The 23,176-nt window shown below is 61.3% G+C and carries 19 protein-coding genes; 7 read left to right on the plus strand and 12 right to left on the minus strand.

What is annotated here, in order from left to right:
• From ACP7DE_RS20515 to ACP7DE_RS20535, 5 genes are all read right to left on the minus strand, one after another.
• Positions 1 to 456, minus strand: coding sequence for a MaoC family dehydratase (locus tag ACP7DE_RS20515; RefSeq protein WP_426073806.1), 456 nt, complete (start codon positions 454 to 456; stop codon positions 1 to 3).
• The gene (locus ACP7DE_RS20520) at positions 449 to 946 is read right to left on the minus strand and encodes a MaoC family dehydratase (RefSeq protein ID WP_426073807.1); all 498 of its coding nucleotides are present in this window, start codon (positions 944 to 946) and stop codon (positions 449 to 451) included. Before ACP7DE_RS20520 ends, ACP7DE_RS20515 begins: the two co-directional genes overlap by 8 nt.
• On the minus strand, positions 943 to 2,088 hold the full coding sequence (locus ACP7DE_RS20525; RefSeq protein ID WP_426073808.1) for an acyl-CoA dehydrogenase family protein: 1,146 nt from the start codon (positions 2,086 to 2,088) through the stop codon (positions 943 to 945). The genes ACP7DE_RS20520 and ACP7DE_RS20525 overlap by 4 nt, the downstream gene beginning before the upstream one ends.
• Before the next feature lie 16 nt (positions 2,089 to 2,104).
• Positions 2,105 to 3,295, minus strand: a complete 1,191-nt coding sequence (locus tag ACP7DE_RS20530; RefSeq protein ID WP_426073809.1) for an acyl-CoA dehydrogenase family protein — start codon at positions 3,293 to 3,295, stop codon at positions 2,105 to 2,107.
• A 267-nt stretch (positions 3,296 to 3,562) separates the two neighbouring features.
• On the minus strand, positions 3,563 to 4,180 hold the full coding sequence (locus tag ACP7DE_RS20535; RefSeq protein WP_426073810.1) for an FMN-dependent NADH-azoreductase: 618 nt from the start codon (positions 4,178 to 4,180) through the stop codon (positions 3,563 to 3,565).
• A gap of 113 nt (positions 4,181 to 4,293) precedes the next feature.
• Here ACP7DE_RS20535 and ACP7DE_RS20540 point away from each other — a divergent pair, with 113 nt between their 5' ends.
• The gene (locus ACP7DE_RS20540; RefSeq protein ID WP_426073811.1) at positions 4,294 to 5,238 is read left to right on the plus strand and encodes a LysR family transcriptional regulator; all 945 of its coding nucleotides are present in this window, start codon (positions 4,294 to 4,296) and stop codon (positions 5,236 to 5,238) included.
• A 17-nt stretch (positions 5,239 to 5,255) separates the two neighbouring features.
• Here the strand turns inward: ACP7DE_RS20540 and ACP7DE_RS20545 are convergent, their stop codons facing one another.
• The 4 genes from ACP7DE_RS20545 to alaC form a co-directional block, all read right to left on the minus strand.
• On the minus strand, positions 5,256 to 6,845 hold the full coding sequence (locus ACP7DE_RS20545; RefSeq protein WP_426073812.1) for an aspartate:alanine exchanger family transporter: 1,590 nt from the start codon (positions 6,843 to 6,845) through the stop codon (positions 5,256 to 5,258).
• Between the two features lie 239 nt (positions 6,846 to 7,084).
• Complete coding sequence (locus ACP7DE_RS20550; protein ID WP_426073813.1) at positions 7,085 to 7,585, minus strand: hypothetical protein; 501 nt, start codon at positions 7,583 to 7,585, stop codon at positions 7,085 to 7,087.
• Positions 7,586 to 7,835: 250 nt separating this feature from the next.
• Entirely contained in the window at positions 7,836 to 10,124 is a 2,289-nt protein-coding gene (metE, locus tag ACP7DE_RS20555) for a 5-methyltetrahydropteroyltriglutamate--homocysteine S-methyltransferase (RefSeq protein ID WP_426073814.1), read from the minus strand.
• 366 nt (positions 10,125 to 10,490) lie between these two features.
• Positions 10,491 to 11,708, minus strand: coding sequence for an alanine transaminase (alaC, locus tag ACP7DE_RS20560; protein WP_426073815.1), 1,218 nt, complete (start codon positions 11,706 to 11,708; stop codon positions 10,491 to 10,493).
• A 309-nt stretch (positions 11,709 to 12,017) separates the two neighbouring features.
• Here alaC and ACP7DE_RS20565 point away from each other — a divergent pair, with 309 nt between their 5' ends.
• Positions 12,018 to 12,701: a pentapeptide repeat-containing protein gene (locus ACP7DE_RS20565; RefSeq protein WP_426073816.1), complete on the plus strand. Its 684-nt coding sequence runs from the start codon at positions 12,018 to 12,020 to the stop codon at positions 12,699 to 12,701.
• A gap of 164 nt (positions 12,702 to 12,865) precedes the next feature.
• On the opposite strand, the gene ACP7DE_RS20570 is transcribed toward ACP7DE_RS20565, so the two are convergent.
• Positions 12,866 to 13,984: an MFS transporter gene (locus ACP7DE_RS20570; protein WP_426073817.1), complete on the minus strand. Its 1,119-nt coding sequence runs from the start codon at positions 13,982 to 13,984 to the stop codon at positions 12,866 to 12,868.
• Between ACP7DE_RS20570 and ACP7DE_RS20575 the strand changes: the two genes are divergently transcribed.
• On the plus strand, positions 13,944 to 14,348 hold the full coding sequence (locus ACP7DE_RS20575; protein WP_426073818.1) for a LysR substrate-binding domain-containing protein: 405 nt from the start codon (positions 13,944 to 13,946) through the stop codon (positions 14,346 to 14,348). The genes ACP7DE_RS20570 and ACP7DE_RS20575 overlap by 41 nt on opposite strands.
• Before the next feature lie 199 nt (positions 14,349 to 14,547).
• On the opposite strand, the gene ACP7DE_RS20580 is transcribed toward ACP7DE_RS20575, so the two are convergent.
• Positions 14,548 to 16,815 (minus strand): carboxy terminal-processing peptidase, encoded by a 2,268-nt coding sequence (locus ACP7DE_RS20580; protein WP_426073819.1) that lies wholly within the window; start codon positions 16,813 to 16,815, stop codon positions 14,548 to 14,550.
• A 518-nt stretch (positions 16,816 to 17,333) separates the two neighbouring features.
• Here ACP7DE_RS20580 and ACP7DE_RS20585 point away from each other — a divergent pair.
• Both ACP7DE_RS20585 and ACP7DE_RS20590 read left to right on the plus strand, forming a co-directional pair.
• Positions 17,334 to 19,304: a methyl-accepting chemotaxis protein gene (locus tag ACP7DE_RS20585; protein WP_426073820.1), complete on the plus strand. Its 1,971-nt coding sequence runs from the start codon at positions 17,334 to 17,336 to the stop codon at positions 19,302 to 19,304.
• A 51-nt stretch (positions 19,305 to 19,355) separates the two neighbouring features.
• A complete protein-coding gene (locus ACP7DE_RS20590) occupies positions 19,356 to 19,628 on the plus strand; it encodes a putative signal transducing protein (RefSeq protein ID WP_426073821.1) in 273 nt (90 codons plus the stop codon).
• A gap of 2 nt (positions 19,629 to 19,630) precedes the next feature.
• Here ACP7DE_RS20590 and ACP7DE_RS20595 read toward each other — a convergent pair whose 3' ends face one another.
• Positions 19,631 to 20,179 (minus strand): thymidine kinase, encoded by a 549-nt coding sequence (locus ACP7DE_RS20595; RefSeq protein WP_034778598.1) that lies wholly within the window; start codon positions 20,177 to 20,179, stop codon positions 19,631 to 19,633.
• 305 nt (positions 20,180 to 20,484) lie between these two features.
• Here ACP7DE_RS20595 and ACP7DE_RS20600 point away from each other — a divergent pair, with 305 nt between their 5' ends.
• Positions 20,485 to 21,876 carry a pyridoxal-phosphate dependent enzyme gene (locus ACP7DE_RS20600; RefSeq protein ID WP_426073822.1) on the plus strand — a complete coding sequence of 464 codons (1,392 nt, stop codon included), beginning with the start codon at positions 20,485 to 20,487 and terminating at the stop codon, positions 21,874 to 21,876.
• Complete coding sequence (locus tag ACP7DE_RS20605; RefSeq protein WP_426073823.1) at positions 21,873 to 23,054, plus strand: trans-sulfuration enzyme family protein; 1,182 nt, start codon at positions 21,873 to 21,875, stop codon at positions 23,052 to 23,054. The genes ACP7DE_RS20600 and ACP7DE_RS20605 overlap by 4 nt, the downstream gene beginning before the upstream one ends.
• Positions 23,055 to 23,176: the final 122 nt, after the last annotated feature.

Below are 23,176 nucleotides of genomic sequence, written 5' to 3' on the forward strand. Positions count from 1 at the left end.
TTACGCATAACAGCGCATCAAAAACTCCGCCACGCACACGGGTTTCGTATCGCCTTCCCTTTCCATGCTGACGGCCCAGTTCACTTGCGCCCCTTCCGGCACGTCCTCGACGGAAAGAATGTCGAGCCGCGCGCGCAAGCGGCTGCCGACGGGCACGGGCGCGGGAAAACGCACCTTGTTCAAGCCATAGTTGATGGCCATGCGAATACCGGCCATGTGCAAAGCGCCCGCCAGCATGGCCGGCAGCAAGGATAAGGTCAGGAAACCGTGCGCCACGGTGCAGCCGTACGGCGACTCGCGCGCGCAGCGCTCGGCGTCCACATGAATCCACTGATGGTCGTCCGTGGCGTCGGCAAAGGTGTCGATGCGCTGCTGGGTGATGGTCAGCCAGTCGGAAACGGCCACATGCTGCCCCGCCAATGCCTGGAAACCGGCGATGCCGGCGATATCACGCATGGTTCTGCTCCACTGGCGCCACCGGGCGGCGGCCGAACATGCCCATGCCTTCCACCGTCGTCACCACGTCACCATGCTGGTTGCGCACGCTCCACACGGAAATGACGATGCCGCGGTCCGGCTTCGACGTGGATGGCCGCACTTCCTTGACTTGGTACGTCAGCTGCAAGGTATCGCCCGCGCGCACGGGTTGCAACCAGCGGATACTGTCCAGGCCGGGCGAGCCCATGCTGGATGAATGCTTGAGCAGATTGTCCACCACCAGGCGCATCATCATGCCGCAGGTATGCCAGCCACTGGCGATGAGGCCCTTGAAAATGGTTTTTTCCGCGGCCGCATGGTCGACGTGAAACGGTTGCGGGTCGAAATCCGTGGCGAAGGCGATGATTTCCTTTTCCGTCACGTGGCGCTGACCCAGGTCGATTTCCAGGCCTTGCGTAAAATCTTCGAAATACCAGTGCTTAGGTTTGATTCCGGTCCATGCGCTCATGCGGTCTCCGTCGGCAAAAAGCCCGGTTGGGCGATAAAACGCTCGATATGGTGCTCCACATCGCCCAGGGTCAGGGCGATCATGCTCAAGCGCTTGAAATGGTGGGCGGCAGGCAATTCGTCGGTGACGCCCATGCCGCCATGCAATTGCACGGCTTGCTGGCCGACAAAGGTGGCGGCCAGTCCCACCCGCGCCTTCGCGGCCGAGACCGTGCGGCGGCGCTCCGCCACGTCGTCGCTATCGACCTTGGCGGCGGCCAGCATGGCCATCGAACGCGCCTGCTCCAGGTGGATGAACATGTCGGCCATGCGGTGCTGCAAGGCCTGGAATTTGCCGATCGGCGCGCCGAATTGCTGGCGCGTCTTCAGGTACTCGAGGGTGGCGGCAAAGATCGCATCCATGGCGCCCACGGCTTCCGCGCACAGCAAGGCGGCGCCATAGTCGAGCGCGGCATCCAGCACCGGCCAGCCCTGCCCCGCCTGGCTAATCAGGGCGTCATGCCCCAGCACCACGTGCACGAGGGTGACGGTGGCGGCGCGCTGGCCATCGATGGTGCGGTAGTCGCGCACGCTCACGCCCGGCGTGTCAACGGGTACGAGGAATAGCGAGATGCCATCCGTGTCATCCTGGCGGCCGCCGCTGCGCGCCGAGACGATCAGCGCGCCCGCCTGCGCACCATGGATGACGACGGTTTTCTCGCCGTCGAGCACGAAATCATCGCCGCTGGCCGTGGCCGTGGTGGCGATGTCGTGCATATCGTGGCGCGACTGCCGTTCGCCCAGGGCACAAGCGAGCTTCAGGCTGCCGCTGGCGACCTGTTCCAGCACGGCATCGTGGCCGCCCGCCAGGGTGACGAAGCGCGCCCCCAGCACGGTGGCGAAATAGGGTTCGACCACCAAGCCGCGGCCCAGTTCCTGCATCACCAGCAGCATGTCCACGGCCGTGCCGTCGAAGCCGCCCGCGCTGGTCGGCAGCGGCAAAGCCGTCATGCCCAGCTCGGCCAGGGTGGCCCAGGCCGCGTCGGACGTGCCCGTGGATGTATGGATGATTTTTTGCCGCGTTTCAAACGGGTAATCCTTGGCGACCCAACGCCTGAGCGCGTCGGCAAATTGCTGCTGTTCCTGATTAAAATGAAAGTCCATGTCGTCTCCTTCTGGCTTACAGGCCCAGAATCATCTGCGTGATGATGTTTTTCTGGATTTCATTCGAGCCGCCATAAATCGATGTCTTGCGGTAATTGAAGTAATACGCGGCCAGCGGCGCGGCCAGGTCGTCGCCGCCACTGCCGTGCGGCGCGCTGCCGTCGAGGAAGTCAGGGTCGAAGGGCAAGGCTTGCGGACCGATGGCTTCCACCATCAGTTCCGTCAGTTGCTGCTGCAGTTCCGAGCCGCGCACCTTCAGCATGGACGCCTGTGGTCCCGGTCCCTTGCCTTCTTCGCTGATGACGCGCAAGACCGTCATTTCCAGCGCCATCAATTCGATTTCCAGGTGGGCCACTTTGGCGGCAAAGGCGGGATCGTGCAGCAGCGGCGCGCCGCGCTTGGTTTGTTGCATGGCCAGCTGCTTGAGGAAAGTCAGCTCGCGCTTGGAGCGTCCCACGGCGGCGATGCCCGTGCGCTCGTGCCCCAGCAGATACTTGGCGTAAGTCCAGCCCTTGTTTTCCTGGCCCACCAGGTTGCTGACGGGCACGCGCACGTTGTCAAAGAAGACTTCATTCACTTCATGTTCTTCATCGAGCATGATGATGGGGCGGACGGTGATGCCCGGCGTTTTCATGTCGATCAACAGGAAACTGATGCCTTCCTGCTTGCGCACCGTACTATCCGTGCGTACCAGGCAAAAAATCATGTCCGCGTGCTGGCCCAGCGTGGTCCAGGTTTTCTGGCCATTCACGATGTAATGATCGCCGTCGCGCTGGGCCGTGGTTTTCAGGGAAGCGAGGTCGGAACCGGCGCCCGGCTCCGAATAACCCTGGCACCACCAGTCATCGCAATTCAAGATGCGCGGCAAGTAATAGGCTTTTTGTTCGGCGTTGGCAAAAGCCATGATGACGGGCGCCACCATGTTGATGCCGAACGGCAAAATCGGCGGCGTGGCGGCGCGCGCGCACTCGTCTTCCCAGATGTGGCGCTGCACGGCCGTCCAGCCCGTGCCGCCATGTTCGACGGGCCAGGCCGGTGCGGCCCAGCCTTGCTGCGCAACTATCTTATGCCAGCGCACATAATCATCACGCTTCAGGCGCAGATGCTGGCGCACCTTGCGCTGCAAGTCCGCCGGCAAATGGGTGTCGAGGAAGGCGCGCACCGTGTCGCGGAACGCCGTCTCCTCGGCCGTGTAATGCAGGTCCATGTCTGTCTCCTTGTTCTTATCGGTTGCCGTGATGACTGCACGCAAGGAAGCTCAGCGCACAAAAAAGCACGACCGTTCTCAAGGATTGTACAACAGAATGGGGGCGGCGCCAGGCCTTTTACAAAGGCCGGCGCGGCAAGTGGAGGTAGCTGGAATTGGCCGGAATTGGCCCGCTGCCGTCGTCGGCAGCTTTCGGCCAAAAGCAACACCTGGCTGGTGCGTTTGCTGACAATAATAGCTACCCTGGGCTGGCTGCTGCGTCGATCATCAAGCTCTTGCAGCGCGTCCGAGGTCCATGCCGAGCTTGTCCACAAAGCGTTCCATGGTTTGCTCGCCTAAATCGACCGCTTTGGCTCCGCCACCGGCAACGAAGGTCACGTCGTTGATACCCATCACGCCGAGTACGAGGCGCAGATATTGGGTGGCGATGTCACGATGTTGGATCGGCGATCCCTCGGTATACACACCACCCGATGCAATCAATACGCTTGCCTTCTTGCCAGTCACCAGGCCGCGACCGTCGAAGCCCAGCGTCAATCCCTTGCGAACGACATGGTCGATCCATGCCTTGAGCACTGCCGGAACATTATAGTTGTAGACCGGCGTTGCAATGACAATGTGATCGGCGGCGAGCAATTCCGCAACGAGTTCGTTCGAGAGCTGCAACTCGTTCGCCATCTCGGGAGTATGCTGCTCCGCAGGGGTGAAGTAGGCTTGCAACCAGGCAGCATTGACAAACTGAAGTCCGGCCTCCATGAGGTCGCGTTCGATCACCTCGCCATCCTGGTGCGCGGCAAGCCAGTCCTGCACGAAACGACGCGTCATGTTGCGCGACACGGAGTGTTTGCCACGCGGGCTGGTCTCGATTACCAATAGCTTAGTCATACCATCATCCTTAAAAGTGCATTGCGGGAAACGCCTGAAGCAAGCTTGTCGATCAGGCGGCTTACGTGCACACAATATATCGCCGCGAATTTATTCCCGATAGAGATTAAAATATGATTAGATCCATCGATAATTATGATGGAGTGTGCCATGGAGAAGCTATTTTGATTGGAAGTCTGACGCTCGATCAGTTGCGGGTTCTGGTGACGATCGCCGATACGGGAAGCTTTTCTGCCGCCGGTCGACAACTTGGTCGCGTGCAATCGGCCATCAGCCAGACAATAGCGACGCTGGAGGATGTGCAAGGTGTGCTGCTGTTTGACCGCAGTGGCCACCGCCCGAGCTTGACCGAGACTGGCAGGGTGCTCGTTGAGCAGGCGCGCTTGGTCTTGGCAAGCGCTGCCCGCTTCGAGGGAGTGGCAATGGGCACGCGCTCGGGCCTGGAAGCTGAGCTTGTCATTGCAATCGACCCTCTCGTGCCGACGGCGCCCTTGATCGAAAGCCTGTCTGCACTGAGCCGGACGTTTCCCAATCTGCCAGTCAGCTTTTCAACAGAATGCCTGGGCGGTTCGCTGCGACGTCTAAGAAATGACCGGGCCGCCATCGGGATTTGCTTGTTGCTGCCCTCTATTCCAGACGACATTGCCGCCTATCCGCTGCTGCGTGTCGGCATGCAGGCTGTGGTGGCGTCAGGGCATCCACTTGCTGCGTTAGGACGTCCGGCAACGCAGACCGATCTGGAACCGCATGTCCAGCTGGTGCTGTCAGACCCGGTCAATCCCGGTGGCGAAAACTTCGGGCTTGCAAGTGGAAAACTTTGGCGCTTCGTCGATCTCGGCCGGCGCCTGGACTTTCTGCTCGGCGGTTTCGGTTGGTGCCGCATGCCAGACCATCTCGTACTGCCCTTCATTGCAGCCGGGAGCCTGGTTGCCATTCATATCGAGCATGATCCAACACCCCGCGAGGGGCTGACGATTTATGCGGCGCATCAGCGTGGCCGCACGCTGGGGCCTGCAGGGCGATGGTTGCTGGACGACCTCACACGGCGCCTGTCTTGAACCTATCCTTGCCGTAATCAGCCATACAAATGCAGCAGCACTTGCACGGCGACGATCTTGACGATGGTCATGCTGGGAAAAATCATGGCGTAGCCCAGGTTCGGGCGGTCCGACTTGGCCAGGCGGTTGGCGAATACCAGCACGGCCGGGTTGCCCGTGGCGCCGGCCGCAATGCCCAGCAATTCGGGAAACGGCAGGCGCAGGAAAACCTTGCCGAGGATCACCACGAGGGCCACCACCACCAGCACCGTCACGGCGCCGAGTGCCAGCATGGGCAAACCATCGGCGCCCACTTGCTGCACGAAAGGCAAGCCGGACGCCATGCCGACGGAGGCGAGGAAAATCGTCAAGCCATAGTTGCGCATGACCAGGTTGGCAGACAGGGGCAAGCGCCAGCTGATCTTGCCGATTCTGCCCAGGCGGCCCAGGATCAACGCCATCACCAGCGGCCCCCCCGCCAGGCCCAGGCTGAACGAACCTATCCACGGCAACGGTATCGGCACCAGGCCCAGCAACACGCCCAGCACCATGCCCATGCCCAGCGAGACATAGCTGAACTCGGCCGTGGCCGTGATGGAATTGCCGAACAGCTTGCGCACGTCGGCCGCATGTTTCGCCGGCGCAATGGCCATCACGCGGTCACCGAATTCCAAGGTCAGGAACGGATGGGGCAAAATCATGGCGTCGCCGCGGCGAATAAACGCGACCTGCAGGGGGAAGTCTTTCGCCAGGTTCAGCTCGCCCAGGGGCACGCCGACGATTTCCGCGTCCGACACGAACACTTCCGTGCCGTCGAACGCACTGCGGTCCTTCATCAAGCGGCCCGGGTCCAGGTGGCCCAGCGCCGTGCGCGCCGCTTCCACGCCCGCCACCGTGCCCGATACCATCAAGGCATCACCCACGCCGAGGACCAGGCCCGGATCGGGCAAGCGGTTCTGGTGGCCCTGGCGCACACCGATCACTTGCACGCCCGCCAGCGGGCCATCGGCCAGTTCGGACAGGGCCGCGCCCGCCAATTTCGCTTCGTCGATGGTAATTTCAGACACGACGATGGGCGCGGGCGGCGGCGTCAGCACGGGTTTTAGTATGCGCCCTGCCAGGTACAGGCCCAGCATGGGGCCGACGACGCCGAACGGATACGCGACGGCATAGCCAACGGCCGCGTCGCCATTGCCATGCGACGCTTCCAGCGCCGCCTGCAGGGCCGCCGTACTGGTCATGGCGCCGGCAAACACGCCGCTGGCCATGCGCAGGGAAATATCGATCCATTGCCCGCCCCATACGGACACGGCCAGGCCGCCCATGACGGCGGCGAAGGCGATCAGGTTATGCTTCTGGCCCGCGCCGCGCAAGCCGGCGAAAAACTGCACGCCATACTGCACGCCTATGCCATACAGAAACAACAGCAGACCGATGGAGCCGACCATCGGCGGCGGTACGGCTCCGGGGGCGAATGCGCCCAGCGCCAGCCCAGCGAACAGCACGCCGCCCACGCCCAACGAAAAACCGAACACGCTGATGCGCCCCAGCGCATAACCGGCGCCGATGACGAGAAACAGGGCGAGGATAGGCGTGGACTCCAGCGTATGGCGAAATAATTGAAGCATCGAACAACCTTGATCTGGAGAAGGCCCAGTTTAGCATGCACAAAAGCTACACGATGGCGATGATGACAAGCAAGCGTGCGCACGTTTATGCGGGCAAAAACGGGCAAAAAAAAGCCCGCTACGGGAGCGGGCTGAATCTAATTCCTGTGAGGAAGTAGAGGAGACAGGTGCAATGATGCCGCGTTGCAGCATAACAATCCAATTGTATGTTGTGATGATAGAAATATGTTTTATCAATATCACGTCTGTGCCGTTCCAAAAATGATGAGTTTTCGATGGGATCGTTGTTCGCGCGTGACCAGCAGGCGGGCTTGCTCCACGGTTACGCAAGCCTGCGGTGCAAACCCCGCTGGCACTGTCTCCGCATCTCGCTCGATGCGTTGCGGATCGTTGATCACGTCATAGTCTGCACGTTTGAAAAACAGTTGCTCGATTCCGGCGTCCCCTTCGGGCATCGGTTTGACGACAATGAGCGACCAAAGGCCCTCATCGCCTAGGAATTGCTTTTGCTTCAGGAACGCGTTAACGCGCTCTGCAGGAGGCGCCGAGTCACTCACCTCGCTCTGATAAAGACCCATCGGGCACAGCATCGTGCCGACCGGCCACCCCATATCAGGCAGCGCTGCGACCGTGACCGGTCGCAATTGGGCCAAATGGCGGTCAAACGGATGCCGTTCCTCCGAGCAGGCACCGAGCGCGATCAGCGCGAGCATGCCGGCGGCGCGAAAAAGTGGAATCATCAGCTGGTTTCCTTCTTGAGGGTAGGACTACGTGAAGGTATGTTAAGCGATAAGCCGATGGTAACGGCCCAAAAAAAAGCCCGCTACGGGAGCGGGCTGAATCTATTTCCTTGGAGGAGATAGAGGAGACACCTGAATGATGCCGCATCGCAGCATCATTATCCAATTGCATGTTGTGATGATAGAAATACGATCCGGCTATATCTCAACCACATCTCAGCCATACCGGCCTCCCCTGCCCCTGCCAGCCTCAGGCCACGTTGTCGCCGCGCAAGGTTTTCGCTGTGGCCACCATGTTGGCCAGCGCGGGGATGACTTCTTTCCAGCCGCGCGTCTTCAGGCCGCAATCGGGGTTGACCCACAGGCGCTGTGCGGGAATGCGTTCGGCCGCCTTGCGCATCAGTTTCACCATCTGTTCCTGGCTTGGAATGTTGGGCGAGTGGATGTCGTAGACGCCAGGGCCGATTTCGTTCGGATACTTGAAGTCATCGAAGGCGTCCAGCAATTCCATGTCGGAACGCGAGGTTTCGATCGTGATGACGTCGGCATCCATGTCGGCGATCTGCGCGATGATGTCGTTGAATTCCGAATAGCACATGTGCGTGTGGATTTGCGTTTCGTCAGCCACGCCATTGGCCGTGATGCGGAACGATTCCACGGCCCAGCGCAGGTATTCGGCCCATTGCGACTTGCGCAGTGGCAAGCCTTCACGCAGCGCCGCCTCGTCGATCTGGATCACGCGGATACCGGCCTGTTCCAGGTCCAGCACTTCGGCGCGGATGGCCAGCGCCAGCTGGTAGCACGACACTGAGCGGGGCTGGTCATCGCGCACGAAGGACCAGTTCAGGATGGTGACGGGCCCCGTCAGCATGCCTTTCATCGGTTTTTCCGTCAGCGACTGGGCGTAGGTGCTCCACTCGACCGTCATGGCACGGGGGCGGCTGATGTCGCCGAACAGGATGGGCGGCTTCACGCAGCGCGAACCGTACGATTGCACCCAGCCGAACTGGCTGAAGGTGTAGCCGTCCAGCTGTTCGCCGAAGTATTCCACCATGTCATTGCGTTCCGCTTCGCCGTGCACGAACACGTCCAGGCCCAGAGTTTCCTGTTCCTTGACACAATATTCGATTTCCTCCCGCATCAGTTTTTTGTAGCTGGCTTCGTCCAGCTGGCCGCTGCGGAACTGGCTGCGCGCCTGGCGGATTTGCGCCGTCTGCGGGAAGGAGCCGATGGTCGTCGTCGGATACAGTGGCAGTCGCAGCAGTGCAGCTTGCTTGGCGGCACGCTCGGCATAGCCGCTGGCGCGCTGACCCAGGCTGGCATCGATGCGCGCCACGGCCGCTTTCACGTCCGGATTGTGCACGCGGCTCGACTGGCGGCGCGCTTCAACGGCAACATGGTTGGCATCGAGCGCCGCCTGCACGGAGGCGCGGCCATGGTTCAGGGCGCCAGCAATGGTGTGCACTTCATCGAGTTTTTGACGGGCAAAGGCCAGCCAGGACCGGATATCGGCGTCCAGCTTTTGCTCACTGTTCAGGTCGACGGGTACGTGCAGCAGCGAACACGACGGGGCGATCCACAGGCGTGCCTGCAGGCTGGCGTGCACGGGTTCCAGCCAGTCCAGCACTTCGTTCAAGTCCGTCTTCCAGATATTGCGGCCATTCACCACGCCCAGGGACAGCACGCTGGTGGCGGGCAATTGGGCGATGACTTGCTCGACTTCATCGCGGGCATAGCCGGCGTCCAGGTGCAAGCCTTGGACCGGCAGCTTGCACGCCAGTTCCAAATTATCTTGCAGCTTGCCGAAATATGTGGCCAGCAGCAGTTTGACACTATTGACTTTGCTCAAGGCGTCATAGGCCGTGAGCAGCGCCTGCTGCCAGACGCTGTCGAGTTCCGTGACGAGTATCGGTTCATCGATCTGCACCCACTCGACGCCCTGGGCGGCCAATTCCTGCAGCAATTGCACGTAGACAGGCAGCAAGCCTTGCAGCAGCGCCAGCTTGTCGGCATCATCCTTGGCCTTGCCCAGCCACAAGTAGGTGACAGGGCCGATCAGCACAGGCTTGGCTTTCACTGTCAACTGGCGCGCTTGCGCCAGTTGCTGCAACAAGCGGCTGCTGTCGAGCTTGAATTGCGTGTCGGCAGCGAATTCCGGCACGATGTAATGATAATTCGTGTCGAACCATTTCGTCATTTCACCGGCGTGGACGCAGCTGCAATCGCTGTCGCTGGCCGAGCGGCCACGGGCCACGCGGAAATAGTTATCGAGTGCCGCGCCACTCAGGCCGCGCACGCGCTGTGGCAAATTGCCCAAGGTAAAGCTCAGGTCCAGCACCTGGTCATAAAAGGAAAAGTCACCGACGGGCGCCAGGTCCAGCGCGTTCTGCTCTTGCCAGTGGCGCTGGCGCAATTCGGCGCCCTGGCCTTCCAGCGTTTCCAGACTGCTGTGGCCCTTCCAGTAATCTTCCAGCGCGAATTTCAGTTCACGTTTGGCGCCGATGCGCGGGTAGCCCAAATTGTGTGTGGTGACGGTCATGGTGGTAGTGCCTCCTAGTGAAGTATGGAGACATCATAGAGGCTTCCACCCATGAAAAATAATGGTAAAAACTCATAAATCCATTATTAATATTCATATGAACTCATGCTCCAACGTATCCACCTGGCCGCGCTGCGCGAAGTCGACCGCCTCGTTCGCCAAGCGTGCCGGCCGGAACACAGGCCCAAAACGACAGGCAAAAAAAAGCCCGCTACGGGAGCGGGCTGAATCTATTTTCTTGGAGGAAGATAGAGGAGACAATTGCATGATGCCGCGTTGCAGCATATAAAACCACTTTATATTCGTGATGTCAGAAATACGCAGCAGTGATATTACGGGCAATAGATCATTCCATGTGGCAACTTTTTACACTACCACCTCCGCTTTCCCGTCGCCAGAACGCAACATATTCTTGATGCCGCGCAATGCCTGCCGCACCCTGGCCTCGTTTTCGATCAGGGCGAAGCGCACGTATTCATCGCCGTATTCGCCGAAACCGATGCCGGGCGAGACGCTTACCTTGGCTTTTTGCAGCAGCAGCTTGGCAAACTCCAGCGAACCCAGGTGGCGATACGCTTCCGGGATATGCGCCCAGATGTACATCGATGCCTTCGGTTTTTCCACCATCCAGCCCGCTTCATGCAAGCCTTTCACCAGCACGTCGCGGCGCCGCTGGTACTGCGCACAAATCTCCGTCACGCAGCTTTGGTCGCCTTCCAGCGCCGCGATGGCCGCCACTTGAACGGGCGTAAAACTGCCATAGTCATGGTAGCTCTTGATGCGCGCCAGGGCCGACACCAGTTCCGCATTGCCCACCATGAAGCCGATGCGCCAGCCTGCCATGTTGTAGCTTTTCGACATGGTGAAAAACTCGACGGCCACGTCGCGCGCGCCCGGCACTTGCATGATGGACGGCGCCTTCCAGCCATCGAAGGTGATGTCGGCATACGCCAGATCATGCACCACCAAGATATTGTGCTGCTTTGCCAGCGCCACGACGCGCTCGAAAAATTCCAGTTCCACGCACTGCGCCGTGGGGTTCGACGGGAAGCCCAGCACCATCATCTTCGGTTTCGGGTAGCTTTCGCGGATGGCCCGTTCCAGTTCGGCAAAGAAATCCACGCCCGGCCCCATGCGCACGGAGCGGATATCGGCGCCCGCGATCACGGCGCCCCAGATGTGGATGGGGTAGCTGGGGTTGGGCACCAGCACCGTGTCGCCACGGTCGAGTGTCGCCAGCATCAAATGCGCCAGGCCCTCTTTCGAGCCGATGGTGACGATGGCTTCGCTGTCCGGGTCGATATCGACCTCGTAACGCTTTTTATACCAGTGGGCAATTGCGCGGCGCAAACGGGGAATACCTTTTGACGCGGAATAGCCGTGCGTGTCGGGACGTTTCACCGTCTCGACCAGCTTGTCCACGATGTGGGCCGGCGTGGCGCCATCGGGATTGCCCATCGACATGTCGATGATGTCCTCGCCACGGCGGCGCGCGGCCATCTTGAGCTCGGCAGTAATATTGAAAACGTAGGGGGGAAGACGATTGATGCGCGAAAACCTGCGCGGAGCTTGGCTGTCGGTCATGGTATCTCTTTACGTAAGCGCCCGGATCCGTCCGAGCGACGTAGGCACAATGCGTGCGCCTGCAACGATACTAACCGGGTTTATCCACCACTGGCAAGGGTGCTGTAGAGCCGTTACAATGCAGGCTGATCGAAAATGAGCGCACCGGTTGGTAACCCGGTAAGTGCGTGGCACCGTCCAGCATGCTCCCGCCCACGCGGACCCACGGCGCTGACCTTTGGCTGTTACACCAGCCGGGGAGGTGTTCTGGTTCGTGCATCTTTCCGCCGCGCCATCCCTCCCCTGCTTTTCACTTTAGGAATGAGACGGATGGCAACACACGACACCGCAGTAAGCAGCATGACCCTGGACCGCGCCGGCATCGAGCAGCAGTTGGCCCTGGCAGTGCGCCACTTCATCGATTGCACCTTCGACGGCGAAGACCTCTCGCGCCTCGATTTGCAGGGTTGCACCTTCGAGCGCTGCACCTTTGCCGAAACCAGCTTGTTCGCCAGCAAGCTGGCACGCAGTACCTGGCGCCGCTGCCGGGCCGGTAGCGCCGATTTCGAATCTGTCGACGCCGTCGACGCCACATTTGAAGGCTGCGACCTGAACAACACGAAATGGCGGCGCGCCAAGCTGGCCTCGGTCACGTTCCGCGGCTGCAAGCTGACGGGCGCCTCTTTCGAAGAAGTGGCCCACCTGGGCCTCACGTTCGAAGACAGCCTGCTGGTGGGCGCCGACTTGCGCGGATTTTCTTTCCGCAAAGCCATATTGAAACAGCTGGATTTTTCCGACGCCTACCTGGCCGGCTGCGACTTCCGCGACGCCGTCTTCGAAGGGGGCAGCCTGCGCCATGCCACCATCAAACTGGCGAAGTTCCAGGGCGCGGACTTGCGCGGCGCCGACATCGAGGGCTTCAAGCTGAGCGAAGCGGCCCTGCTGAAAGGCGCCGTCATCACGCATGCGCAGGCGGCCAACTTCATGCGCGCGCTCGATCTGGTGGTGATTTAAGAAAAAGCAGGCAAAAAAAAGCCCGCTATGAAAGCGGGCTGAATCTATTTCCTTGGAGGAGATAGAGGAGACAAGTGCATCTTGCGGCATCGCGGCATATCACGCCACTTTATATTCATGATGATAGAAATTCCTGTCAGTGATAATGAGCGGGCATCAGGGTTTCAAGCCGTGCGGCGCGCGGCCAGCGGCAAGAATTCTGCCAACCACAGCAGCAGGGCCAGGCCCGGAAACACCATGCCGGTCAGCAAGGTTGCTGGCCAGCCATGGCTGGCATACACCCAGGCGCCGATGGCCGAGCCGGCCGCACCGCCGGCAAAGAACAGGGCGAAGTACAGGGCGAAATACAGGCCGTTCAGGCGACCCCGCACTTCCGCGCCCAGGCTGAAGATGGCGCGCTGGCTCAGCACGAGATTCGCCGCCACGCCCATGTCGAGCACGATGGAAGCCAGCACCAGCAAGCCCAGCGCCAGGTGTTTCGATTCCGGCGCAAACATCGGCAAGGCAAACGCGACGATGCCCAGCGCCAGCGCGGCGGCCGTGGCCGGCAAAGTGTGGCCTGCATCGGCCAGGCGGCCGGCGATCGGCGAAGCGATGGCGCCCGCCATGCCCACCAGGGCAAAGATGGCGATGCCCGTTTGCGACAGGCCGAACGCGGGGCTGGCCAGCACCAGCGGCGTGACGGTCCAAAACAGGCTGAAGGCGCCAAACCGGCCAGCATGATAGGCGGCGCGGCGGCGCAGCACGGGCGTGCCCAGCAGCAAGTGCCACAGCGAGGCCATCAAGGCCGGATAGCGCATGTTCGACACAGGCTGGCGCACGGGCAAGGCGCGGCGCGGCACCAGCGCCAGTAATACCATCAGCACGGCGGCGCCGCCAAACACCACGTGCCAACTGGCGTGCGCGGCCACCAGCGAGGCCACGGGGCGGGCCAGCATGATGCCCAGCAACAAGCCACTGACCACCTTGCCGACGGTTTGCCCCCGCGTCGCTTCTTGCGACAAATGGGTGGCAAACGGCACGATCACTTGCGCCGCCACGGAACCGAGGCCGATGGCCAGCGCGGCGGCCAGGAACACCACAGCGCCCGAGCTCAGGGCCGCCACGACCAGGGCCGTGGCCGTCACCAGCAAGGCCTTGACGATCAGGCGGCGGTTTTCCAGCAAGTCGCCCAAGGGCACGACAAACAGCAGGCCCAGGGTGTAACCCACTTGCGTCAGGGTGACGGTCAGCCCGGCAGCCTTGGCCGACAAGCCCGACCTGGCCACGCACCAGGGCATCATGCATTACTCGGGCCGCACGGGACGCGCCTTCCAATGGGATTTCCTGCAAAATAATGCAGTGATGCGAGAGGTCGTGCGCGTGCAAATGGCCGGCTCCATCGCCGTCAACGATGCCGACGCCAGCGTCGATTGTGCGCGACAGGGGCTGGGCCTGGCGCAATCGGCCATGTACCAGGTGCGCGAGCACCTCGACAACGGCGCACTGCTGGCCGTGCTGGCCGATCACCCGCCGACGCCCATGCCCATATCGCTGCTGACGCCGCAAGGTCGGCTGGCCACGCCCAAGTTGCAGGCATTTGCCAGCTGGATCACGGCACTGCTGGCTGCTCACCCCGACGTGCAACTGCCCATGCACAAAATCTGAGGCAAAAAAAAGCCCGCTACGAGAGCGGGCTGAATCTATTTTCTTGGAGGAGAATAGAGGAGACGAGTGAATTATGCTGCATCGCGGCATATGTATCCAATTGATTGTTGGAATGATAGAAATACGTCAAACAGATAACTGGTCGGGACGAAAAAAAACCGGCTCCGTCAGGAACCGGCTTTTTACTGCGTGAAAAGCGTTACTTCGCTGCCGTCACCGGCGTCGTCTTGGTGTCCGCGCCATACGGCAAGACCTTGGATGCCATGCGGGTATCGGCCTTGATCAGCGCCACTTCGTCTGCCAGGATGCGCGCCGCTTCGTTCAGCAGCACGTCCTTGGCGCTCTTGGCGGCCGTTTCGGCGTCCAGTTCAGCGCTCAGAGCCCGCTCGTCGCCCTGCAAACCATCGTCGGTGCGCAAGGCGCCCTTCACGGCGGCGATCTGCTTGGCCGTCTTGTTGGCCGCTTTCGCGCCCTTCAGCACGTCTTTCGGATCCGGAATGACCAGCAGGTCGTCGGCAGGATTCGAAATCTGCGCGATCAGGCGTTTTTCACGCGCCTTGGCGCGCGCCTCCTGGGCGTCGCGCTCCTTGCGGCGCACGGTTTCATTGAGCGAAATCTGGTTCTCCTTGCGCTGCTTGACGACGAGGGCGATATCATCGAGCAAGTACTGGAAATCCTTGTCCTTGGCCACGCGCGCTTCATGTTTCTTGTCCAGCAGAGGCACGATGTCCTTCAGGTCGCCCGTCGGCAGGTATTGCGCCGGCTTGATGGCCACCCATGGCAGGGCGTTGTCATAGCTCGATTCGCCGAAATTTTCCGCGTCCGACATGACTGGCAGCTTGATGTCGGGGGTCACGCCGCGCAACTGCGTGGTGCCGCCATTGATGCGGAAGAACTGGGCAATGGTCATTTTCAGCTCGCCGAAACGGGCTTTCTCGCTGCCGCCGAAACGGTCGAGGTTGAACAGGGTCTGCACCGTACCCTTGCCGAAGCTGCCTTCGCCGATGATGACGCCCCGACCATAGTCTTGCACGGCGGCGGCGAAAATTTCGGAAGCCGATGCCGAGCCGCGGTTGATCAGCACGCCCATCGGGCCATCCCAGGCCAGGCCCGCACTGGTATCGCTTTCCACGTCGACCTTGCCTTCGGCATTGCGCTGCATTACGACAGGGCCCTTGTCGATGAACAGGCCCGTCAGTTCGACCGCTTCGTTCAACGACCCGCCGCCGTTGTTGCGCAAGTCGATCAGGACGTTGTCGACCTTATCCTTCTTCAGCTCGCCCAGCAAACGGGTGACGTCGCGCGTGGCGCTCTTGAAATCCTTGTCGCCACGGCGGCGCGCTTCGAAGTCCTGGTAAAACGTCGGCAGGGAAATCACGCCGATGCGGCGCTTGACGCCGTTGTCGCGCACTTCGATGATCGATTTCTTTGCCGCCTGCTCTTCCATGCTGATTTTCTTGCGCACCAGCGGCAAGACCACATGCTTGGCATCCGGGCCGGCGTCGGCCGGCAGGATGTCGAGGCGCACCACGGAATCCTTGGCGCCGCGGATCAGCTGCACCACGTCGTCGATGCGCATGCCCAGCACTTCAGTGATGGGGCCGCTTTCGCCCTGCCCCACGCCGACGATGCGGTCGCCCACTTTCAGCTTGCCCGACAAGCCGGCCGGGCTGCCCGGTACGACTTCGCGCACCACCGTGTATTCATCGCGCGTCTGCAGCACGGCACCGATGCCTTCGAGCGACAGCCGCATGGCGATATCGAAGTTATCCGAGGCGCGCGGGCCCAGGTAATTGGTGTGCGGTTCGATCGACATGGCGTAAGCGTTCATGAAGATCTGGAACACGTCTTCGCTATTGAGCTTGCGCGAACGGGTCGTGTAGCTTTCATAGCGCTTATCCAGCGTCTCGCGAATGGCCTTGTCTTCCTTGCCCGCCAGTTTCAGGCGCAGCCAGTCGTTCTTGACGCGCTTGCGCCACAGGTCGCGCACTTCCTCGTCGTTCTTCGGCCAGGCAGCCTTTTCGCGGTCGAGCTGGTAGCTCTCGTCGGCGGCAAAGTCGAATTTGGTTTTCAACAATTCACGCGCATACGTCATGCGCTCGTCGAAACGCTGCTGGTACAGGTTGTAGATGGCAAACGGCGCCGTCAGGTCTTCATTGATGATGGCGTCATCGAGCCTGGTACGCAACGGCGCGAAACGGTCGATGTCGGCCTGCACGAAAAACAGTTTTTCCGCGTCCAGGGACTTGAAGTAACGGTCGAAGATTTTCTCCGACATGGCGTCGTCGAGCGGCATGGCCTTGTAATGGACGCGCGTCAATACGCGCGATGCCCACAAGGCGGCCTGCGTTTGCTGGACCAGTGGCTTCATGGGTAGCGGAGGAGCGGCGCTCTTGTCCGTCTGGGCTGCGCCAGCGTGGGCTGACAGGGCAAGCACCAGGGTGACCAGCATCATTTGCTTCTTCATCGGCTTCTCCGAAAATTAGTTGAATCAATTCCAGGCGGCGCAGATAGCCATGCGCCAGCCAGCAAGACAGTAAGGGGAATACACGACTGGTCTGCATATTATTCTACAGGATACGGCCTGGCAGTCTCCCAAGGAATATCAGTTTCTTCCCGGAAGCTTAAATGCGGATTAAAGGCGGCGTCTCATTCATTACAAAGTGAAACATCTGTGAGAAATCGCATCGCCCGACAGCGATGAATATCAAAATTCGTCATTCACATTCAAAAAGTCAATGGACTAATTTTGCAATCCTTGATGCGGATGATGTTTTTATGTGAAAAAATGATTCCTGCGGGAAACACTTAGTAACGAAACGCAAGCGACATGTTATCATCGCGCCCTGAAATTTTGCTTGCCTGTGCGCGGCTCCCAAGCCGGCACACCCCCGCTTTAAGCGCACTCCCCACCAGATCCCCGCCCCGCGTGTCATGTGATGACCAGGAATGGCCGAGCTGATTACCCTTTGCCAAACTCAAACTATGCCTACAATTTCCCTTTCCCCCCGCCACTGGAGTGTCGGCGGCAAGATTACCGTCTTCACGTTTGCCCTGGTCAGCCTGATCCTCGCCAGCCTGACGACCTTGATCAGTATCCGCACCTCGTCTGCCCTGGAACAGCGCGCCGAAGCGGCCGTCACCAGCGAACTCAATAGCGTCATGACGACCACGGCAGTATTCCATACCGCCATGGTCAACGAGGCGGCCAGTTTTGCGCGCCTGTTCGCGGCCGAATTTCCCGGCCCGTTCACGGTCGACACGGGCGCCTTGGTGGCCGTGGCCGGCAAAGCCACGCCCGCCCTGGCCAACGGCGGCAAGGTGCTCAACCTCGACACGGCCCTGGTCGACCACTACACGGCCCAGACGGGCGTGATCGCCACCATTTTTGCCGCCAATGGCGATGAATTCGTGCGCATCAGCACCTCGCTGAAGAAGCAGGATGGCGAACGCGCCATCGGCACGCAGCTCGACCACAATCACCCCAGCTATGCGCCGCTGCGCGCGGGCCAGCGCTTCGTTGGCATGGCAACACTGTTTGGCAAGCAATACATCACCCAGTACGACCCCGTGCGCGATGCGGGCGGGAAGGTGGTGGGCGTGCTGTTCATCGGCTTGGACATCAGCAAGAATCTGGCCATGTTGAAAGAGAAAATTCGCCAGGTCAAGATCGGCCAGACGGGCTACATCTATATCGTCGATACGGCCCCCGGCGCCGATTACGGCCACCTGGTGCTGCACCCGAACAGCGAAGGCAAGAGCGCGCTCGAGTTCAAGGCCAGCGACGGCAGCCTATTCATTCAGGAAATGCTGGCGCAAAAAAACGGCGCCATGCGCTATACGTGGACGGCGCCCGGCGAAACGCGCGCCAGCGCGCGCGAAAAGCAGCTGTATTATCGTCAATTCAAAGATTGGCACTGGATCATCGCGGGCGGCACGTTCACGGACGAGATCACAGCGGAAGCCCGCCAGATGCGCAACCAGCTGGCCATTTCCGGCTTCATCGCCCTGCTCGTCTTCGCCCTGCTGCTGTACTGGCTCGTGCGCACCCTCGTGTCGCGCCCGCTGGCCGCCGCCGAAACGGCCGCCGCGCAAATTGCCGCCGGCGACCTGACGGTACACCTCGATACCAGCAGCCAGGACGAAATCGGCCGCCTGCTGCGCGCCATGAACCGCATCAGCGACAAGCTGTCGCAAGTGGTCAGCAACGTGCGCGGCAGCGCCGGACAAATCGCCACGGCGTCGGGTGAAATCGCCAGCGGCAACCTGGATCTGTCGAGCCGCACGGAACAGCAAGCCAGTTCGCTGGAAGAAACGGCCGCTTCGATGGAAGAACTGAGCTCGACCGTGCGGCAGAATGTTGACCACGCTCAACAAGCGAGCAAGCTGGCGCGCGATTCGTCGACCCTGGCGGACGAAGGCGGCGCGGCCGTGGCGCAGGTGGCCAGCACCATGGACGCCATCCGCAGCTCGTCGGGCAAGATCGCCGACATCATCGGCGTCATCGACGGCATCGCCTTCCAGACAAATATCCTGGCCTTGAACGCAGCCGTGGAAGCGGCCAGGGCCGGTGAGCAGGGACGCGGCTTTGCCGTCGTCGCCACTGAAGTGCGCACCCTGGCGCAGCGCTCGACGGCTGCGGCGAAAGACATCAAGGACTTGATCCAGGCGTCCGCCAGCACGGTGGACCTGGGCCATGCCCAGGTGAGCCAGGCCAGCGCCACCATGGACACCGTGGTAGCCAGCGTGCAGCAAGTGAGCACCATCATGGCCGAGATCGCGCAGGCAAGCGACGAGCAGCGCAGCGGCATCGAACAAGTCAACCAGGCCATCGCCCAGATGGACCAGGTGACCCAGCAGAACGCGGCCCTGGTGGAAGAAGCGGCCGCGGCCGCCGACGCCTTGCAGGAGCAGGCGCAGGAGCTGAACCAGGTGGTGGGCGTGTTCAAGCTGTAAGTGCAATCCAGGTGCTAAGATGGGGCGACATCCACCGCGCCAGGAGGCAGCATGCACGACGACTACGTTTTAATTGCCCGGCTGATGATCCCCACGGATGCGCACGTCATCCGCGGCTGCCTGGCAGCGGCCGGCATCGACGTGTTGCTGACGGACGACCAGCACATGCAGGCCGACATGCTGCTTGCGGCCGCCATCGGCGGCGCGCGCGTGCTGGTGCGTGAACACGATGTGGCGCGCGCCAATGAGATACTGGCCGCCTTCGAACGGGGCGACTTGGCGCTGGCGGACGATGCCGATGTGGGCGCGCCCGTCGCCGAGTAAATTTACGAATAGAAACAGCGCCCGCACGCCTGGCGGTAACTTTCGTTGCCGCCAATACTGATCTGCTCGCCTTCCTTGATGCGGCGGCCCTGCTCATCCACGCGGATATTCATCGTGGCCTTCTTGCCGCAAGTACAAATATTTTTCAATTCCTCGATATCGTCGGCCAGCGCCAGCAAATAGGCCGAGCCGGGGAATGGTTCGCCCTTGAAATCCGTGCGCAAGCCATAACAGATGACGGGCACGCCCTTCACTTGCGCCAGCTGGTGCAATTGCTGCACCTGGGCCGTGCTGAGAAATTGCGCTTCATCCACCAGCAAACAAGCCACCTGGGGAATATCGTTGAGGAAATTCGTGTCGGCATGGAAGATATCGACCTGGCGCTGCGGCCCCAGGCGCGAGGTGACGCGGCCCACGCCGTAGCGGCTGTCGATGGCCGCCGTGTACAGGCGCACCTGCTGGCCCTGCTCTTCATAGTTGTGCGCGACCTGCAACAAGGCCGTCGACTTGCCCGCGTTCATCGCGGAATACCGGAAATAAAGTTTTGCCACTGCCGCCTGCCCTGTTTGTCTGGTTTTTCAGGATACTGTTTAGTACCTTTTCAAGGCGTGATTATAAATCGCAATGCTGAGCTTGCGGCAGCTTAATACTCCCGCCTTTGGCGCGGCAAGCCGGCTAAAAACAGCGCATACTCGAATCGTGCACGCTGTAGCCGCGCTGCAGCCGATATGCGCAGGGCGCATATGCAAGCATGCAAACATTCGTTCGCCGCACTCGTCCACCCGCCTACACTGCGCGGCACGGAAGGCTGCTCGGGACACAATCCGGAGCGGCTGTTTCTCTGACAGGAGCCACCATGAATGATCGAATGCCATCCCCATCCCAGCCGCCAGCGCTATACACGCTGATCGGCAATACCCCACTGGTCGAAGTGACCAGGCTAGCCACGGGACCGTGCCAGCTGTTCCTGAAACTGGAATCGCAAAATCCCGGCGGTTCCATCAAGGATCGCATCGGCCTGTCCATCATCGAAGCGGCCGAAGCCGACGGCCGCTTGCAGCCCGGCGGCACCATCGTCGAGGCGACAGCCGGCAATACCGGCATCGGCCTGGCCCTGGTCGGCCGCATCAAGGGCTACCGCGTGATTCTCGTCGTGCCCGACAAGATGTCGACGGAAAAAGTGCTGCATTTGAAAGCGCTGGGCGCCGAAGTGCACACCACACGCTCGGACGTGGGCAAGGGCCATCCCGAGTACTACCAGGACTACGCGGCGCGCCTGGCGCGCGAACTGCCGGGCGCCTTCTTCGCCGACCAGTTCAATAATCCCGCCAATCCGCTGGCCCACGAAACGACGACGGCCCCCGAAATCTGGGAGCAAAGCGGCCATGACGTGGATGCCATCGTCGTCGGCGTCGGCTCGTCCGGCACCCTGACGGGCTTGACGCGCTACTTCCGCAAGGTGCAGCCTGCCCTGGAATTCGTGCTGGCCGACCCGCAAGGCTCCATCCTCACGGAATACATCGACACGGGCAAGGTGTCGGACACGAGCGGCTCGTGGGCCGTGGAAGGTATCGGCGAAGACTTCATTCCGTCGATTGCCGACATGGACAGCGTCACGCAGGCCTATACCATCAGCGACCAGGAAAGCTTCGACAGCGCGCGCGCCCTCTTGCGCGCCGAAGGCATCCTCGGCGGCTCGTCCACCGGCACGCTGCTGGCAGCCGCCCTCAAATACTGCCGCGAACAGACCACGCCCAAGCGCGTCGTCACTTTTGTCTGCGACACGGGCACGCGCTACCTGTCGAAGGTCTACAACGACGGCTGGATGCGCGACCAGGGCTTGTTGCAGCGGGCCGTATCGGGCGACTTGCGCGACCTGATCGGGCGCCGCTACGACGAGGGCGATGTTGTCAGCGTGGCGCCGGGCGACACCCTGCTCACGGCCTTCAACCGCATGCGCGCCAGCGACCTGGCGCAGCTGCCCGTCATTGATGCAGGTCAACTGGTCGGCATCCTCGACGAATCGGACTTGCTGCTGCACGTATCAAGCGACGCCGCGCATTTCACGGGCCTCGTAGGCGCCACCATGACGACGCAGCTCGAAACGCTGGCGCCATCGAGCGGCTTGCCCGCCCTGCGCGCCACCCTGGACCGGGGCTTGACGGCCGTCGTCGCCGACGCTGACGCCTTTTATGGCCTGATCACCCGCTTCGACCTTCTCAACCACTTACGCAGGACACTATCTTGAGCCAGCAAATTCCCCGCAAGAGTCATCTCGCCACCCGCGTCATCCATGCCGGCCAGTCGCCCGACCCGTCGACGGGCGCCATCATGCCGCCCATTTACGCCACCTCGACCTTTGTGCAGGACAGCCCCGGCGTGCACAAAGGCCTCGACTATGGCCGCTCGCACAATCCCACGCGCTGGGCGCTGGAACGCTGCGTGGCAGACCTGGAAGGCGGCAGCGCGGCCTTCGCGTTTGCCTCGGGCCTGGCCGCCATCTCGTCCGTGCTGGAATTGCTCGATGCCGGTAGCCACATCGTCGCCGGCGACGACATGTACGGCGGCACCTACCGTTTATTTGAGCGCGTGCGACGGCGCTCGGCCGGCCACGAATTTACCTATGTCGACCTGACGAATCCTGAGAATCTGTTGGCTGCGCTGCGCCCCGAGACGAAGATGGTATGGGTGGAAACGCCCACCAACCCCATGCTGAAACTGGCCGACCTGCGCGCGATAGCCGACATCTGCCGCGCACGGGGCATCATCGCCGTGGCCGATAACACCTTTGCCAGCCCGCTGGTGCAGCGCCCTTTGGAACATGGCTTCGACATCGTCGTGCATTCGACCACCAAGTACTTGAACGGCCACTCGGACATCATCGGCGGCATCGCCATTGTCGGCGCGGAAGAGCGCCAGACGGAATGGCGCGAACAGCTGGGCTTTCTGCAAAACTCGGTGGGCGCGATTGCCGGGCCGTTCGACAGCTTCCTCGCCTTGCGCGGCGTCAAAACGCTGGCCATCCGCATGCAGCGCCATTGCGAAAGCGCCCTGGCGCTGGCGCAGTGGCTGGAGCAGCAGAAAGAGGTAAAACAGGTGTTTTATCCGGGCCTGGCCTCGCATCCGCAGCACGCGCTGGCGCAGCGCCAGATGGATGGTTTCGGCGGCATCATTTCGATTGATCTGGACACGGATCTGGCCGGCGCGCGCCGCTTCCTGGAACGCTGCGAGGTGTTCGCCCTGGCTGAAAGCCTGGGCGGCGTGGAAAGCCTGATCGAACATCCCGCCCTGATGACGCACGCCAGCATCCCGCCCGAACAGCGGGCAAAACTGGGCATTGGCGATGGCTTGATCCGCCTGTCGGTGGGCATCGAGGACATCGAAGACCTGCGCCATGACTTGCGCACGGCGCTGGACGCAATTTGAACGCCCCAGCCGCTATTTTCCAGGGTGGTAGCGGCGCTCCAGGTGCCTGGCCACATCCTCAGGATAAGACAGCACGTCATTGAACTCGCCGCGCACCTACATGGCCGCCTGGTCCTGGAAAC

It is taken from the genome of Janthinobacterium sp. DSP2-3-3, assembly GCF_049897325.1.
Lineage (GTDB): Bacteria > Pseudomonadota > Gammaproteobacteria > Burkholderiales > Burkholderiaceae_D > Janthinobacterium.

Coding starts and splice junctions, on each gene's coding strand:
- ACP7DE_RS20590 (WP_426073821.1), top strand. CDS start 19,356: ATGCACGACGACTACGTTTTAATTGCCCGGCTGATGATCCCCACGGAT.
- metE (WP_426073814.1), bottom strand. CDS start 10,124: ATGACCGTCACCACACACAATTTGGGCTACCCGCGCATCGGCGCCAAA.
- ACP7DE_RS20570 (WP_426073817.1), bottom strand. CDS start 13,984: ATGATGCCCTGGTGCGTGGCCAGGTCGGGCTTGTCGGCCAAGGCTGCC.
- ACP7DE_RS20600 (WP_426073822.1), top strand. CDS start 20,485: ATGAATGATCGAATGCCATCCCCATCCCAGCCGCCAGCGCTATACACG.
- ACP7DE_RS20540 (WP_426073811.1), top strand. CDS start 4,294: ATGATTAGATCCATCGATAATTATGATGGAGTGTGCCATGGAGAAGCT.
- alaC (WP_426073815.1), bottom strand. CDS start 11,708: ATGACCGACAGCCAAGCTCCGCGCAGGTTTTCGCGCATCAATCGTCTT.
- ACP7DE_RS20520 (WP_426073807.1), bottom strand. CDS start 946: ATGAGCGCATGGACCGGAATCAAACCTAAGCACTGGTATTTCGAAGAT.
- ACP7DE_RS20530 (WP_426073809.1), bottom strand. CDS start 3,295: ATGGACCTGCATTACACGGCCGAGGAGACGGCGTTCCGCGACACGGTG.
- ACP7DE_RS20580 (WP_426073819.1), bottom strand. CDS start 16,815: ATGAAGAAGCAAATGATGCTGGTCACCCTGGTGCTTGCCCTGTCAGCC.
- ACP7DE_RS20535 (WP_426073810.1), bottom strand. CDS start 4,180: ATGACTAAGCTATTGGTAATCGAGACCAGCCCGCGTGGCAAACACTCC.
- ACP7DE_RS20565 (WP_426073816.1), top strand. CDS start 12,018: ATGGCAACACACGACACCGCAGTAAGCAGCATGACCCTGGACCGCGCC.
- ACP7DE_RS20515 (WP_426073806.1), bottom strand. CDS start 456: ATGCGTGATATCGCCGGCATCGCCGGTTTCCAGGCATTGGCGGGGCAG.
- ACP7DE_RS20545 (WP_426073812.1), bottom strand. CDS start 6,845: ATGCTTCAATTATTTCGCCATACGCTGGAGTCCACGCCTATCCTCGCC.
- ACP7DE_RS20550 (WP_426073813.1), bottom strand. CDS start 7,585: ATGATTCCACTTTTTCGCGCCGCCGGCATGCTCGCGCTGATCGCGCTC.
- ACP7DE_RS20525 (WP_426073808.1), bottom strand. CDS start 2,088: ATGGACTTTCATTTTAATCAGGAACAGCAGCAATTTGCCGACGCGCTC.
- ACP7DE_RS20585 (WP_426073820.1), top strand. CDS start 17,334: ATGCCTACAATTTCCCTTTCCCCCCGCCACTGGAGTGTCGGCGGCAAG.